The 14,917-nt window shown below is 62.1% G+C and carries 11 protein-coding genes and 1 riboswitch; of the genes, 4 read left to right on the top strand and 7 right to left on the bottom strand.

Translation table 11 applies throughout. The features are described from left to right. Positions 1-13: 13 nt before the first annotated feature. Together ACFQ6Y_RS20445 and ACFQ6Y_RS20450 are read right to left on the bottom strand one after the other, a co-directional pair. The gene (locus ACFQ6Y_RS20445; protein ID WP_378545216.1) at positions 14-361 is read right to left on the bottom strand and encodes a hypothetical protein; all 348 of its coding nucleotides are present in this window, start codon (positions 359-361) and stop codon (positions 14-16) included. Between the two features lie 215 nt (positions 362-576). Next, positions 577-3,864, bottom strand: a complete 3,288-nt coding sequence (locus tag ACFQ6Y_RS20450; protein ID WP_378636452.1) for an error-prone DNA polymerase — start codon at positions 3,862-3,864, stop codon at positions 577-579. Between the two features lie 268 nt (positions 3,865-4,132). On the opposite strand from ACFQ6Y_RS20450, the gene phoA reads away from it, so the two are divergent. Beyond that, on the top strand, positions 4,133-5,665 hold the full coding sequence (gene phoA, locus ACFQ6Y_RS20455) for an alkaline phosphatase (protein WP_378636456.1): 1,533 nt from the start codon (positions 4,133-4,135) through the stop codon (positions 5,663-5,665). A 37-nt stretch (positions 5,666-5,702) separates the two neighbouring features. Here phoA and ACFQ6Y_RS20460 read toward each other — a convergent pair whose 3' ends face one another. The 4 genes from ACFQ6Y_RS20460 to ACFQ6Y_RS20475 are packed head-to-tail and all read right to left on the bottom strand — an operon-like array spanning position 5,703 to position 9,332. Beyond that, positions 5,703-6,473, bottom strand: coding sequence for a (2Fe-2S)-binding protein (locus ACFQ6Y_RS20460; protein WP_378636460.1), 771 nt, complete (start codon positions 6,471-6,473; stop codon positions 5,703-5,705). Further along, the gene (locus ACFQ6Y_RS20465; RefSeq protein WP_378636464.1) at positions 6,470-7,267 is read right to left on the bottom strand and encodes an ABC transporter ATP-binding protein; all 798 of its coding nucleotides are present in this window, start codon (positions 7,265-7,267) and stop codon (positions 6,470-6,472) included. The genes ACFQ6Y_RS20460 and ACFQ6Y_RS20465 overlap by 4 nt, the downstream gene beginning before the upstream one ends. Positions 7,268-7,299: 32 nt before the next feature. Further along, a complete protein-coding gene (locus ACFQ6Y_RS20470) occupies positions 7,300-8,340 on the bottom strand; it encodes a FecCD family ABC transporter permease (RefSeq protein ID WP_378636469.1) in 1,041 nt (346 codons plus the stop codon). Continuing rightward, complete coding sequence (locus tag ACFQ6Y_RS20475; RefSeq protein WP_378447836.1) at positions 8,337-9,332, bottom strand: ABC transporter substrate-binding protein; 996 nt, start codon at positions 9,330-9,332, stop codon at positions 8,337-8,339. Before ACFQ6Y_RS20475 ends, ACFQ6Y_RS20470 begins: the two co-directional genes overlap by 4 nt. A 115-nt stretch (positions 9,333-9,447) precedes the next feature. Continuing rightward, positions 9,448-9,594: riboswitch (cobalamin riboswitch) on the bottom strand. A gap of 71 nt (positions 9,595-9,665) precedes the next feature. Here ACFQ6Y_RS20475 and ACFQ6Y_RS20480 point away from each other — a divergent pair. The 3 genes from ACFQ6Y_RS20480 (at position 9,666) to ACFQ6Y_RS20490 (ending at position 14,097) form a co-directional block, all read left to right on the top strand. After that, positions 9,666-11,786: an MMPL family transporter gene (locus tag ACFQ6Y_RS20480; RefSeq protein ID WP_378636473.1), complete on the top strand. Its 2,121-nt coding sequence runs from the start codon at positions 9,666-9,668 to the stop codon at positions 11,784-11,786. Between the two features lie 143 nt (positions 11,787-11,929). Continuing rightward, entirely contained in the window at positions 11,930-12,052 is a 123-nt protein-coding gene (locus ACFQ6Y_RS20485) for a hypothetical protein (protein WP_003940840.1), read from the top strand. Positions 12,053-12,102: 50 nt separating this feature from the next. Beyond that, positions 12,103-14,097, top strand: a complete 1,995-nt coding sequence (locus ACFQ6Y_RS20490) for an SDR family oxidoreductase (RefSeq protein ID WP_378636477.1) — start codon at positions 12,103-12,105, stop codon at positions 14,095-14,097. A gap of 110 nt (positions 14,098-14,207) precedes the next feature. Here ACFQ6Y_RS20490 and ACFQ6Y_RS20495 read toward each other — a convergent pair whose 3' ends face one another. Beyond that, positions 14,208-14,891 carry a response regulator gene (locus ACFQ6Y_RS20495; protein ID WP_378636482.1) on the bottom strand — a complete coding sequence of 228 codons (684 nt, stop codon included), beginning with the start codon at positions 14,889-14,891 and terminating at the stop codon, positions 14,208-14,210. Between the last annotated feature and the right edge of the window lie 26 nt (positions 14,892-14,917).

The raw sequence follows: 14,917 nt of genomic DNA on the forward strand, positions 1-14,917 counted from the left end.
TCGGCTGCTTCCTTCAGTTCTCGGTCGGGACGTAGAAGAGCAATTCGGGTCCGGTGTCACCGGTGGTCGCGATGGCCTCGGACATGTCGAGAGTTCCGTCGCCCAAAGCACTTCCCAATGCCTGGGCAGTCCCTGCGAGATCTTCCGTGTCGAGCTGATAGATGCTCAGGTAGCGGCGAGCGGGCAAGGCCTCCTCGGGCAGCAACTGCACATCCGCGAGAGAGAATCTGGAGGCGGAGACAACCCCGGGCACTCGTTCGACGACCTGCGGAATATGCACGTCGTCGTACCAGCGGTTGAATGCTTCCTCCGAAGACGGATCGGTGGGGTGTACGTGTGCGACGAGGATCGCTGTGCTCATGGAGTTCCTGTTCGATTCGAAGTGCTTTGGGTTCAGCGTGTTTGGAAGGCGACAATATTCACCTGCAAGGCAACTGGCCCTGGCTGCGTGTGGTGAATCGATCGCGCTCAAGCGACAACCCTAGGGAGTAAATGTGACCCGCGCCATATGCTCGGGGGTCAGAGTTGCGCTCGACATTTGTCCCCTCGGCACAAAACTCCGATCAGAATCGGGCATTAGCGAAAGTCTCGCGATTTGGCCGTGACTCGCAGATCCATCAGCTGCATCCGGTCTGCCACGACGGTGACAGCGCCTTCTGCATTTTGCACCTTTCCTCGAATAAGCAACGCCGGCGCCGTATTTGCCAGTTTTCGGTACTTTGCCCACAACCCCACCGAACACACGACGTTGACCATGCCGGTTTCGTCCTCGAGGTTGATGAACGTGACGCCAGCAGCTGTTGCCGGACGCTGCCGGTGTGTGACCGCTCCCCCCACCAGCACACGGTCACCGTCCGGGATGTCGAGAAGTCTCGACGCCGGCACCACGCCGAGCGCGTCTAGCTGTGGGCGAAGGAATTGTGTCGGGTAGGTATCGGGAGATACTCCTGTCGCCCAGACATCCGCTGCCGCCAATTCGACGTCGCTCATGCCGGGCAGAGTGGGAGCTGTGACCGATGCACCGATACCGGGCAAGCGGTCGGGACGCTCCCCCGCAGCAGCGCCCGCTGCCCACAGCGCTTCTCTACGCGAGATACCGAAGCTGGCCAGCGCCCCGGCGGTCGCCAGCGATTCAGCTTGTGCGGTAGTCAGTTCCACCCGCCCGGTCAGATCGAGAAACGACGTGAACGGTCCACCGAGGTCGCGCTGTTCGACGATCTTCTCGGCCAGTGCATCGCCGATGTTGCGCACTTCCCCTAATCCCAGCCGAACCTCGAATCCACCTGCTTCGACAGTGGCGTGCGCGAGGCTGACGTTGAGATCGGCACCGTGTACCTGCACTCCGTGCCTGCGCGCATCGGCAACCAGGGACTGCGGTGAGTAGAAACCCATGGGCTGCGCGCGCAGAAGCCCAGCGCAGAACGCAGCGGGGTGATGGAGTTTGAACCACGAGGAGTAGAAGACCAGCGCGGCAAAACTTTGTGAATGGCTTTCCGGGAAACCGAAATTGGCAAACGCATACAGCTTTTCGTAGATCCGGTCGGCAACCTCGTCACCGATACCGTGTAGGTCTCGCATGCCCTGGTACAGCCTCGCCCGCAGTTGCTCCATCTTCTCGGTCGAGCGTTTCGATCCCATTGCCCGACGCAATTGGTCGGCCTCGGACGGTGTGAAACCCGCAACGTCGACGGCCATCTGCATCAACTGTTCTTGGAACAGCGGAACTCCCAGCGTGCGTTCGAGTGCCTTCTCGAGCGAAGGATGTTCGTAGGACACAGGTTCGAGTTTGTTGCGCCGACGAATGTACGGATGCACTGATCCGCCTTGAATCGGCCCCGGCCGGATGAGCGCGACTTCGACCACCAGGTCGTAGAAGTTTCGAGGCTTCAGACGCGGCAGTGTCGCCATCTGCGCACGTGATTCCACTTGGAACACCCCCACCGAATCTGCCCGCTGCAGCATCTCGTACACCGCTGTTTCCGACAGATCGAGTTGCGCCAGATCGACTGTGATGCCTTTGTGTTCGGCCACCAGATCCATCATGTAGTGCAAAGCGGAGAGCATGCCGAGACCGAGCAGATCGAACTTGACCAGCCCAGCGGCAGCACAATCGTCCTTGTCCCATTGCAGGACACTGCGATTGGCCATCCGCGCCCACTCCACCGGGCAGACGTCGGCGATGGGACGATCACAGATGACCATGCCGCCTGAGTGGATGCCCAGGTGCCGCGGATAGCCTTCGATCTGCGCCGCCAGTTCGAGTACCGGACGCGGAATATCGGTATCCGCGTTCTTGTCGATACCACCCCACCGGCCGACCTGCTTACTCCACGCATCTTGCTGGCCCTGCGAAAAGCCAAGTGCCCGAGCCATGTCCCGCACCGACGACTTTCCTCGATAGGTGATGACATTGGCGACCTGCGCGGCATACGTACGCCCGTACTTCGCGTACACGTGCTGGATCGCCTCTTCCCGGCGGTCGGACTCGATGTCCACGTCGATGTCGGGCGGGCCGTCACGTTCGGGCGCAAGAAACCTCTCGAACAGCAATTTGTTGCGAACCGGATCGACATTGGTGATGCCGATCGCATAACACACCGCCGAGTTCGCGGCGGAACCTCTTCCCTGACAGAGGATGTCGTTGTTCTTGCAGAACGAGACGATGTCATGCACCACCAGGAAGTATCCGGGAAAATTCAAACCCGCGATGATGGCAAGCTCGTGTTCGAGCTGTTTGTATGCCTTCGGTGCACTTTCCGGTGGGCCGTAGCGTTCCATGGCTCCCACCATGGTGAGCTCACGTAACCACGACGCCTCGGTATGCCCGGCGGGAACGTCGAACGGTGGCAATTTGGGTGCGATGAGTTTGAGGTCGAAAGCACACTCGCGTCCCAGATCGGCGGCACCACTGACGGCCTCGGGATAGAGCGAGAACAGTGTCGCCATCTCCGCGCCGGATCGCAGGTGCGCTCCGCCGGTAGGGGCCAGCCATCCGGCCGCCTCGTCCAAACTTTGACGCGATCGCACAGCTGCCATCGCCATGGCGAGGCGTCGACGCGGCGGAGCGGCGAAGTGCGCGGCGGTGGTCGCCACCGTGCGTAATCCACGCTCTCTCGCCAGTTCGGCCAGAACTGCATTGCGCTCGTCGTCCTCCGCCAACCCATGATGGGTGAGCTCCACCGACACTCGCTCCGCCCCGAAACGCTCAACCAGATCCTGCAAGGCCTCCGCCGCAGCTTCGCGACCACCCGACGTCAAGGCCTGCCGCACATGACCTTTGCGGCACCCGGTCAGGATCTGCCAGTGCCCACCGGCCGCTTCGGTCAGCACGTCGTAGTTGTACTGCAGTTTGCCCTTCTCACCGCCGGCCAAATGCGCGGCGGCGATCTCCCGCGAGAGACGGCGATACCCTTCCTGCCCACGGGCAAGTACCAGGAGGTGCGTTCCACCGGGATCAGCCGTCCCGGTTCTGGGTACCGAATCCAGGGACAACTCGGCCCCGAACACGGTGCGCATTCCCCATTCACGTGCGGCTTCCGCAAACCTCACCACGCCGTAGAACCCGTCGTGATCGGTGACGGCGATAGCTTCGAGCCCGAGACGCACTGCTTCTTCGACCAGCTCTTCCGGCGGCGATGCGCCGTCGAGGAAACTGAAGGCCGAGTGAGCATGCAACTCTGCGTAAGGAACCACGCCGGTGCCACGGGTGAGCTCGCCAGCGTGGTACTCGCCGCGCTTTCGCGACCAGGCGGGGCTGTCGCTTCCATCGCCGGGGAACAAATCCTCGTGTTCCACGCGGCCGGGCCGCCCTGAAAGCACCCGTTCCATCTCGGACCACGTCGGCGGCCCATTTCCCCAACCCACACTGACCTCGCACCTGATCGAGCCGGCCGTCACGGACGACCGACTGCTCGAGGATGCTGAAAGGGAAGACGCACCACATGCATCGAACTGATGTTCGATGCAGTTTCAGTCTGACAGGTCACTCACTCGCAGTCAACAGAGCGAACCCCAACCCTCACCGTCTCGTCACATTCAGATGTACGCATGTCTGCACTCCGTTCACTTTGGACCCAGATCATTAGCGGCGTTCATCATCTCCATCCACACTGTTTCCAGGAGTACTACTCGTATGTCGTTCTCGCGCAACACACGTAGGTTGACGGCCGTCGCCGGCGCCGTCGCCGTTCTGGCCGCTGCCGGCTGCAGCAGCAGTGCCGACGAGGCAACAGGCTCGAACGGAACGACCGTCGATCGAGCCGCGACCGGCGAACTGTCCTCGAACGGTGGTGCTCGCCGTATCGACGGTGATCAGTCGGCCGCAGTGCGCGACGCCGTCAACGCCTCCGGAGCGAAGAACGTCATTCTCTTGATCGGCGACGGCATGGGCGACTCGGAGATCACCGCCGCGCGCAACTACGCCGAGGGTGCTGCCGGCAGCTTCCCCGGTCTCGACGCCCTACCGATCACCGGCCAGTACACGCACTACGCACTGACCAAGGACGGCAAGCCCGACTACGTCACCGACTCCGCAGCCAGCGGATCGGCGTGGTCCACCGGCACCAAGACCTACAACGGCGCGATTTCCGTCGACATCAAGGGGCAGGCCCAGTCGACCGTCCTCGAGATCGCCAAGGCGAACGGCAAGGCCACCGGCAACGTCTCCACCGCCGAGGTGCAGGACGCCACCCCCGCAGTGCAGGTCGCGCACGTCAGTGGCCGCAAGTGCTACGGCCCGGAGGCGACGTCCAAGTCCTGCCCGGAGAACGCCCTCGAGAACGGCGGCAAGGGATCGATCAGCGAACAGCTCCTCGACACCCGCGCCGACGTCACCTTCGCCGGTGGTGCCAAGTCCTTCGCCGAGACTGCGAAAGCCGGTGACTGGCAGGGTAAGACGCTCAACGAGCAGGCCGCAGCTCGCGGCTACCAGCTGGTGAAGAACGCCGCCGAGATGAACGAGGTCGGCAAGGCCGATCAGGATGCGCCCGTGCTCGGCCTGTTCGCCGAGGGCAACATGCCCGTCCGCTGGGAAGGATCCGTCGCCACCCGCGACGGTTACCTGCAGCCCGCCGAAACCTGCGTCGACAACCCCAAGCGAACCTCCGACGTACCCAAGCTCGCGGACATGACTCAGAAGGCCATCGATCTGCTGAAGGTCAACGACAACGGTTTCTTCCTTCAGGTCGAAGGTGCCTCGATCGACAAGCAGGATCACGCAGCCAACGCGTGCGGTCAGATCGGTGAAACCGTCGACCTCGACGAAGCTGTGCAGAAGGCACTCGAATTCGCGAAGACCGACGGAGAAACCCTGGTCATCGTCACGGCCGACCACGCTCACACCAGTCAGATCGTCACCAATGTCAGCGCCGACGACATCGCCACCATCGCCAAGGACCAGAACATCCCGGTTGAGCGCGCCCAGGAAATCGTCTACCCCGGCCTGACCCGCAAGCTGACCACCAAGGACGGCTCGGAGATGACGATCAGCTACGGAACGTCCGAGGATCCGGCCGTCGAGTCCGAAGGCCATACCGGAACTCAGTTGCGCGTGGCAGCTTTCGGCCCCCACGCGGCCAACGTCAGTGGCCTCACGGACCAAACCGATCTGTTCTTCACCATGACCGACGCGCTGGGTCTCGACCGTTCCAAGGTCGCAGCGCACTGACCTGAGAAACACCCGACCCGGTAATTTCTGGGTCCAGTCACACCAGAGCTGCCAAGGCGCGCACCCGATCTTCGGGTGCGCGCTTCGGGCAACTGGTGCACTTGCCTTCACCGGGCACCTCGTAGATCAGGCAGCACGACGCCCGCTGCGTGAATCTACGTCGCCCGAATGCCACCGGCACCAATGGATTGGAAACGCGCACAACACTTTCACTGCGGTCGACATCAACGAAACGCGGTGCCGGAATGCCCGGGTTCTCACCGCGGAGAACATCGATCAGGCCGGCAGCAAATGCACTTCCACGCTCCCGCGCGCTACCGGCCGCGTCAAGGCTGCGATTGGCGATGGAGTCCGTCGCGATCGCCCACAGCGCCTGCTGCCGAACGCCGGACACGTCGGCGAGTACCTCGATCACGGGACCGAGCGAGCCGAACATCGCGCGACCCAACTCCGCCACACTCTGCGAGATCGGGATGACCGAACCGGCAGCAAACCCACCCAGATAGCCGTTGTCACGCAGGAAGATACGTCCACCATCCAGCGACGGATCGGCCGCGAACCCGGTAACCATTCCGGTTCCGATCGGAATGCCTGCCAGCGTTGAGCTGGCCGAGTACCACCACAACGTGCCGTTGACTCGACTGTCCGCGCTCCCCCATCGCCTGGCCGTATCGGCGACGCGAGCTGCCAACCACTGGGGGTCGGTCATCAACACCGCGGGTACCGTTTCCGGATACGCGGTCAGGTCGTCGAAGAACGGCACAGCTGCTGCCATACGGGCGTAGACCCCGGGTATAGATTCCGTCATGCCAGCCCCAATATCTCCATCCGCGGGCGTACTCCGTGTTCGACTCGCGCCCTGATACCGAAAACCTCGGCCAACAACGGCTCGTCCAACACCTCGACGGTAGACCCACACGCGCGGAGTTCACCATCGGTGAGCACAGCAAGGTTGTCGCAGTACTCGACTGCCAACCGTAGATCGTGCATCGTGACCACAACCGCGAGCCCCGCCGAAGCAAGCTCGGCCAGCAATTCCATCACGATCAGCTGGTGCCGAAGATCGAGGTGGTTGGTCGGCTCGTCCAACAGCAGAACCTTGGGCTCCTGAGCCAACGCGCGAGCTATCGAGACACGTTGCCGCTCACCACCCGACAGGGTCGACACGTCTCGTCCGGCAAGTTCGACCAAACCGACCTGCTCGATGCACCGGTCCACGATGGCGGTGTCCCGCTCCGTGCTTCGGTCCAACCAGCTACGGTGCGGAGTTCGTCCGAGTGCGATCGATTCACGAACCGAAAGACCCGCCGAGACAGTAGGTTCCTGGACGCTCGCCGAGATGGTTTTGGCGATGTCCTTGCGCGAGAGCGTCGTCGAGTCGGTCTGATCGATCAGAACTGCGCCACCTGTTGGCGTCAGGGCGTTGTAACAGCAGCGCAGCGCCGTCGTCTTGCCACTGCCGTTCGGCCCGACCAAGCCCAATATTTCACCGGACGTAACTGCGAAAGTGATGCCGCGCAACACTTCGCGATTACCCAGCCGCGCCCGGGTCTCCACGAGTTCGAGCAGTGGCGCAGCTTCGGCATCCTTCGTGAGTGTCACTGTTCTGGCCTGTGTCACTGCTCTGGCCTGTGTCACTGTTCGAGCCTCCGATACTGCCGGTAGAGCATCCAGACGAAAATCGGCGCACCGACGAGGGCGGTGATCACCCCGACCGGGACTTCAGTGGATTGCGCCACCGAGCGCGCAGCGGTATCTGCGGCAACCATGGCGACAGCGCCCAGCAAGGCTGCGGCAGGGAGCAGTCGAATTGCTCTGGTGCCGACGATGAAACCGGCCAGATGTGGGATCAGCAGACCGATGAAACCGATTCCGCCGGCAACGCTGACAGCTGCGCCGGCCAGTACGGAGACCGCAAGCAAGGACAACACACGAAACCGTCGGACGTTCATACCGAGTGCAGCAGCCCCGTCGTCACCGGTCTGCAACACGTCCATCCATCGCGAACTGAGCAGAAGCGCGGTACCGACGACGACCAGCGTGATTGTCGGGAAGATCAGCGTCGACCATCGCGCATCACCGAATCCGCCGGCAATCCAGTGCATCACCGACGTCACGTGCCGATCGTCGGCCAACACCAGGATGCAAAAGGTGATGAGCGCCGAGAATATCTGGGCGAGCGCGACACCCACCAAAATGATCGCGGTCGGCTGCGGATACCGGCCGCCGATCAGCAGTGCGAGAAACAACGGGATCATCGCCCCGACGAATGCTGCGACCGGAATCGTGAAAACCCCGAGGAGGCCGGCGCCGAAACCCAGCACCGACACGAGCACCACCATGAATCCCGCGCCCGACGAAACTCCGAGCAGATACGGGTCGGCAAGAGGATTCCGTGTGACAACCTGAGCAACAGCACCCGACATCGCCAAGGAGGCACCCACCACCGCAGCCGTGAGGGCACGAGGTAAGCGAGAATCGATCACGATCGACTCCCGCGCCGCGGTCCACCATGTCTCGAAAGTCCCTGGCGCCAAACGGGCTCCGACTATCGCCCACACGTCACCGACGGGGATGCGAACCGATCCCAAGGAGACGGCCAACCCCAGTACGATCGCCAAGGCGCACGCCAAGCCGACGAGCAGGGCGCCGTACCCGTAACGCGTGCGAGTCACTTCGCCGCGTCAGCGCCCGGATGAAAGGCCGTCGCGATGGTCTGTGCCGAACGCACCAACCGCGAACTCTCGAACAGGTCCGCGAGAGGGACCACGACGAACCGGTTCTGCTGCACAGCAGGGGTGGTCGCCATCAACGGCTGGGCACGGAGGAAGTCGATCTTCTGCTCGGCTGTCTTGTCGCCGTAGTCGATGACCACGATCGCCTGGGGCGCACGCTCGGCAACAGCTTCCCACGATGCGTCGATGTAGGGCTTTGTCCCTTCGGCGAAGATGTTCGAGACACCGGAGTATTCCGCGACCAATTGACCGACGCCGACTCCGCCGATTGTCGTCGGGACCTGGTCACCGCTGTCGTAGAAGAAAGTCGGCACCGGCGCTGCGTCCCCGACCGATGCGCGGACGGAATCGAGACCACTGCTGATCTCTTCGGCTACCTCGCGGGCCGAATCTTCGACGCCCAGGAGTCGACCGAGTTGTGTGTAGTCGTTCTCGAGCAATCCGATGTCGGGAAAACCGGTGCCACAGTATTCGGAGAAGAGGAAGGTGTTGATTCCTCGCTCGCCGAAGGCGTCTCGTGAACGCCCTTGCTTCTCGTTGAAGGCACTGGTCATTCCTCCGACCACGAAGTCGGGATCGACGTCGAGGACTTGCTCCATGCTGGGGAAGGTGTCGGAGAGACTGGGAATGTTGTTGAATTGATCGGCGGTCTCAGCAGTTGGTGGGTTGTCGCTGTAGGCCCGACCGACAATCCGATCACCAGCGCCGATCTCGATAAGGGCTTCGGTGACGTGTCCGTTCAAGGACACGATGCGCTGCGGCGGCGAATCGAAGGTCATCTCGCGATCGCAGTTGGTCACGGACACCGGCTGTGCGAAGGATTCCGCAGCAGACGCTGACTCTGATTCCTGACCTTTGGAACAACCTGCCGAAACCAAGGCGACCGCAACAAGAACGGCGGCGGCACGGGACGGGGAGAACTGAAGTGACACGGGGACCTCGTAAGGGCTCTGAGCCACGAATGAGAATCCGACAGACAACTCCGCCCGCACGCTGATCCTCGGCCAGAGCTCCTGCTGGACTTCCTTTTCGTAGACCACGACGAATGGATGTCGCACACCGCGCGGTGGGTAATCGGGCTTGCCGACGCTCGGTGACTACCGAGAATCGACCTACCGTTGCGGGTCAGCGCCGGATTCGGACCGGCTTCCCCCACACGCGTGGCTTGCAAGTGCTTCGAGCAGTATGCATGACGTTTCCGATTCAAGACCAAACGCCCACTACAGTCGATCTGGCCAGACGCCCCCACACACCGGAGTTGATACATGACACGCTGGGCCCAAACCGTCGTTGCCCGGAAATGGTGGGTACTGAGCCTCGCGGTTCTGATAGTTCTCATCAGTGGGGTGTGGGGACTCGGAGTGTTCGGCAAGCTCAGCCAGGGCGGATTCATCGATCCGGGCAGCGACTCCGCGAAGGTCGCCGACATCATCGAAGACAATCTCGGCCCACAGACCCCGGACATCATCGCGATCTATTCGCCCACGGGCGGTAAGACCCTGGACGACATCGGGCCGGCAGTGACGGCCGCGGTCGACCAGTTCAAAACGGAAGTGCCGACGGCGTCGGTGAAGTCGTATTGGGGAACGGACGCGGCAGCCAAGGCCAGTCTGCTCTCGAACGACGGATCCATGGGCGCCGTTGCGATCACGTTGGCACCGGACTCGGGAGTCACGCCGGCCACTTTCGCCGATCTCTTGCCGAAGCTCGAAGTCGAAGGCGCCGAGGCACAATTCGCGGGCAACACCGTCGTCGGCGTCGCATTCAACACCAAACTCGAGAAAGACCTGGTTGTCGCCGAGGCCATCGCCATTCCGATCACTCTGGTGCTGCTGGTCTTCATCTTCGGCGGCGTCGTCGCTGCCGCGGTTCCGGTGTTCGTGGGTGTACTCAGTGTCCTGAGCGCATTGGCGGTTCTCCGGATCCTCACCTTGATCACCGATGTGTCCTCATTCTCGATCAACGTCGCTTCTCTTCTCGGGTTGGGACTGGCGATCGACTACGGACTCTTCGTGGTCGGCCGGTTCCGTGAAGAACTGAATTCAGGCTCGGATCCGGGAGCTGCTGCCCAGCGAACAGTTCTGACGGCGGGTCGCACCGTCATGTTCTCGGGTCTACTGCTGATCTGTGCGTTCAGCGGCATGCTCGTTTTCCCCCAGGCCGTCATCCGATCTCTGGGCTTCGGCGCGATCGCTGCGGTACTGAGCGCGGCCGTCCTGTCGCTGACTGCTGTGCCTGCGCTGCTTGCCATTCTGGGTCACCGCATCAATGCCCTGACGTGGCGCAAGGACGCGGCACAACGCGGCGAGGAACGCTCGCGCAAGTTCTGGGGCCGCGTCGTCACGTGGGTGATGAAGCGTCCGGTGGCGGTCTCGGTGACGATCGTCGCCGTGCTGCTCGTGATGGCCTCACCTCTGCTCGGCGCCCGTCTGGGAGAGCTCTCGTACACCGCCCTGCCGGACAACGACCCCGCTCGAGTCGCGATGGATACTTTGGTCAACGACTTCCCGCAGACCGGAAACGGCGCGACGATGATCCTGCAGGCCGAGGACGGGAACACTCTCACCCCGGCCGAAGGTGCAGCGATCGCCGAGTCCGCCGGTCAGGTCGAGGGCATCGGTCAGGCAACCGTGGTTGCGAGCACCAATCAACTCATCGCGGTTCAGGCGCTGTACAGCGAGGGGTCCACGCCCCAATCGCAGAGCGCCGCAGTCACGGATCTACGAGCGATCTCCGCTCCGGACGGAACGGTGCTGCTTGTCGGCGGCGGTCAAGCCATGGTCGACGACGGCAACAACGCCGTCCTGCACTGGCTACCGGTGATGATCCTCATCATGGTCGGATCCACCCTGATCCTGTTGTTCCTTGCATTCGGGTCGGTGGTCCTGCCCATCAAGGCGGTGCTGATGGCAGCCCTGAGCCTCGCGACCACCTTCGGCGTCCTGACCTTCGTCTTTCAGGACGGACACGGCGTCGAACTCCTCGGGGTCAGTCAAACTCCGCTGGAAGCGACGTTCGTCGTGCTCATCCTGGCGGTGGTCTTCGGATTGTCCACGGACTACGAGGTTTTCCTGATGTCAAGGATGGTCGAGGCCAAGAACGCGGGTGCGACGACAGAGGAAGCGGTCAAGTTCGGAACCGAGCGCACCGGCCGCATCGTGACGGCTGCCGCCTTACTCCTGATCGTGGTGACCGGGGCCTTCGCGATGTCCGGGCTGTCGGTGATGAAGTTCCTGGGCGTCGGCATGATCGTCGCACTGATCGTCGACGCGACCATCATCCGTATGTTGCTCGTGCCCTCGCTCGTGAAGTTGATGGGCGAAGCGAACTGGTGGGCTCCCGCGTGGATGAAAAAGGTTCATGCGAAGGTCGGCATCGGCCACTGATTTTGGGCCACTGATTTCTGGCCACTGATCGCGCACTAGTGGATTTCCCTGATCGGGCAGTCGTCCTCGAGGATGACTGCCCGATCGTCTAAATCGCTCCGCAGGGCGATGTTCTCCGAAGCTGATTTCGTCAGACTTGGAGCATGACAATTTTCGAATGGATCCTTGCTATCCCCGCTCTTGCGCTTGCCGTCGCGTTCTTGTTCTCCGGAATCATCTCCGCGGGCATCGACTTCGACGCCGAGGACGGGGTCATGACGCATTGATGTTCGTTTCCCTCTAGCCGCTGATCTTACTTTGGAGTAAGTTACCGACTATGGCCACATACATCGTCACTGGCGGTACCGGATTTCTCGGACGAGCTGCACTGCCACTCCTGCTCGAGCGTGATCAAACTGCTCAGATCCATGTGCTGGTCAGAGCCGGTTCTGTCGCCAAACTCGAAGAACAGGTGTCGGCAATTCCCGGCGGCGATCGCGTGCATCCGCTCATTGGAGATCTGACGGAGCCTGGGTTGGGCATCGATTCTCCCCCACCTGCCGACCACGTCCTTCACCTCGGCGCGATCTACGACATCACCGCCGGAGACGAGCAGGCTTCGACGAATGTCGAGGGCACACGCTCCGTGGTCGACCTTGCCGCACAGCTGAGAGCCACTCTTCATCACGTGTCATCAGTCGCAGTTGCGGGCGACTACCCGGGAACCTTCAGCGAAACCGATTTCGATTGCGGTCAAGGCTTTCCCACGCCGTACCACCGAACCAAGTTCGAGGCCGAGAAAATCGTTCGGGAACGAGAAGGCCTCACCTGGCGTGTCTATCGACCCTCTGCCGTGGTCGGTAACTCCGTCACCGGAGAGATGGACAAGATCGACGGTCCGTATTACTTGTTCCCAGGACTGGCGCTACTCGCGAAACTACCTGCAGCACTCCCCGTCCCGATCCCCAACCTCGGCGCGACCAACGTGGTGCCCGTCGATTACGTGGCCGCCTCCCTCGTCGAATTGATGCATGTACCCGGCCATGACGGCGAAGCATTCCATCTCGTGAATCCGAAACCTCAACCGGTACGCGAAATCTATGCCGGACTCGCCAAGGCCGCCGGAGCGCCGCGGCCCGCACTCAGCCTGCCGGGCGTGATCGCCAAACCCTTCGTCTCGCCGTTGCCGATGGATTCGGCAGAATCGGCACGGAAGGTCTTCCTCGATCGCATCGACATGCCTGCAGCATTACTCGACAACATGACGATGGCGCCGACATTCACCTCCGCGAGAACCGTTGCCGCCCTATCCGGATCGGGACTGGCGGTCCCCGAGTTCGGGTCGTACTCGACTGTGTTGTGGAAGTACTGGCGCGCAAACCTCGATCCCAATCGCGCACGTCGCAGGCATCCCGAAGGACCACTCGTCGGTCGGATAGTTCTGATCACCGGAGGCTCGTCCGGAATCGGCAAGGCATCTGCCATTGCCGCCGCTCAGAAAGGCGCCACCGTTCTCCTGATCGCGCGCCGCACCGACGAACTCGATGCCGCGGTACAGGAGATTCGATCAGCCGGAGGCAAGGCGTTCGGTTATCCCTGCGACATCACCGACGACGAATCGGTCCAGCACACGATCAAAAGCATTCTGGCAGAGCATGATCACGTGGACATGCTGGTCAACAACGCCGGCCGATCCATCCGGCGCGGTATCTACCACTCCACAGATCGTTTCCACGACTACGAACGAACGATGGCCGTGAATTACTTCGGCGCTGTGCGATTGGTTCTGGCATTGTTGCCGACCATGCGTTCTCGGCGCTTCGGCCACATCGTGAACATCAGCAGCGCGGGAGTTCAGGCGGCGACGCCCCGATTCTCGGCCTACGTGGCGAGCAAAGCTGCCCTCGACGGTTTCTCGGACGTAGCCGCCTCCGAAACCCTGGCAGATGGAATCACTTTCACGACTATCCACATGCCGCTGGTCGAAACACCGATGATCGCTCCGACCGGCGAATTCAACAACGGCCCGATCACGAGCCCGGAAAAGGCTGCGGCAATGGTTATCCGCGCGCTGATCAACCGCCCCAAACGCATCGACGTGCCACTGGGAACTCTGGGCGATCTGGGAACCCTGTTCGCACCGCACACCAAGGACCGGATTCTCAACCAGATGTACCAGGCCTTCCCAGATTCTCCGGCGGCAAAGGGTCAGGTAGACAAGGAAACTCCGGCAGACGTTCCGGCAACACCGACGCGACAGCACCATTCACGCTCACGAATTCGCAAACTCGGCCGACGAGCCGCCCGACTCGTGCCCGGTACGCACTGGTGATCGGTCGTGCGACTTCGCCCCCGAGGGCGTTCGCAAGAGGAACGGACAAGAGGAACGGGTCTGCGGGTTCAGTCGGCGAATCCTCACCGGGGTCACGCTGGCAAAAGCAATCAACCGCCAGCTGCACAGGGTTCCGTATCGGTGCCTGATCGCGGGACCACCAGACCAGACTCGTAGGCGATGACGACAGCGTGCGTTCGATTCTGAGCACCGAGCTTTGCCAGCACATTTCCAACGTGCGTCTTCACCGTCTCCAGGCTCACGACCAGAACCTGAGCAACATCCGAGTTGGACAGCCCGGTGGCCATCAACCGCAATACCTCTTCCTCCTTTGCTGTCAGCGCTGCATTCGGGAACGCCTCAGCGGAAACCAATGGGCGGGGCGTAACCATCCGGCGCAGCGCGGCAGGGAACAGGATCACTTCGCCCGCCGCCACCACACGTACTGCCGCTGCGATCTGCGGGACTGGGAGCCGCTTCAGCACGAAGCCACTCGCACCCGCACTGAGTGCGGCCGTGACGTAGCCATCGTTCTCGAAAGTGGTGATTACCAAGACTTTCGGCGGTTCGGTGCACTCGGCCTGGAGGTGCCGAGTTGCCTCTATACCGTTGCGCAGCGGCATCCGCACGTCCATCAGCACCACATCCGGACGAAGTTGCCGCGAAAGCTCCACTGCTTCGATACCGTCGGAAGCCTCGCCGACGACCACAATCCCGGGCTGAGCTGCGAGCAGCATACGCAGGCCGCTGCGGGTGACGTCGTCGTCATCCGCAATCAGCAGGGTGACTGGCATGCTTGCAAGGTTGGAGGCGTCCTCAC

The sequence above is a fragment of the Rhodococcus sp. NPDC056516 genome (assembly GCF_042794655.1).
GTDB lineage: Bacteria > Actinomycetota > Actinomycetes > Mycobacteriales > Mycobacteriaceae > Rhodococcus_F.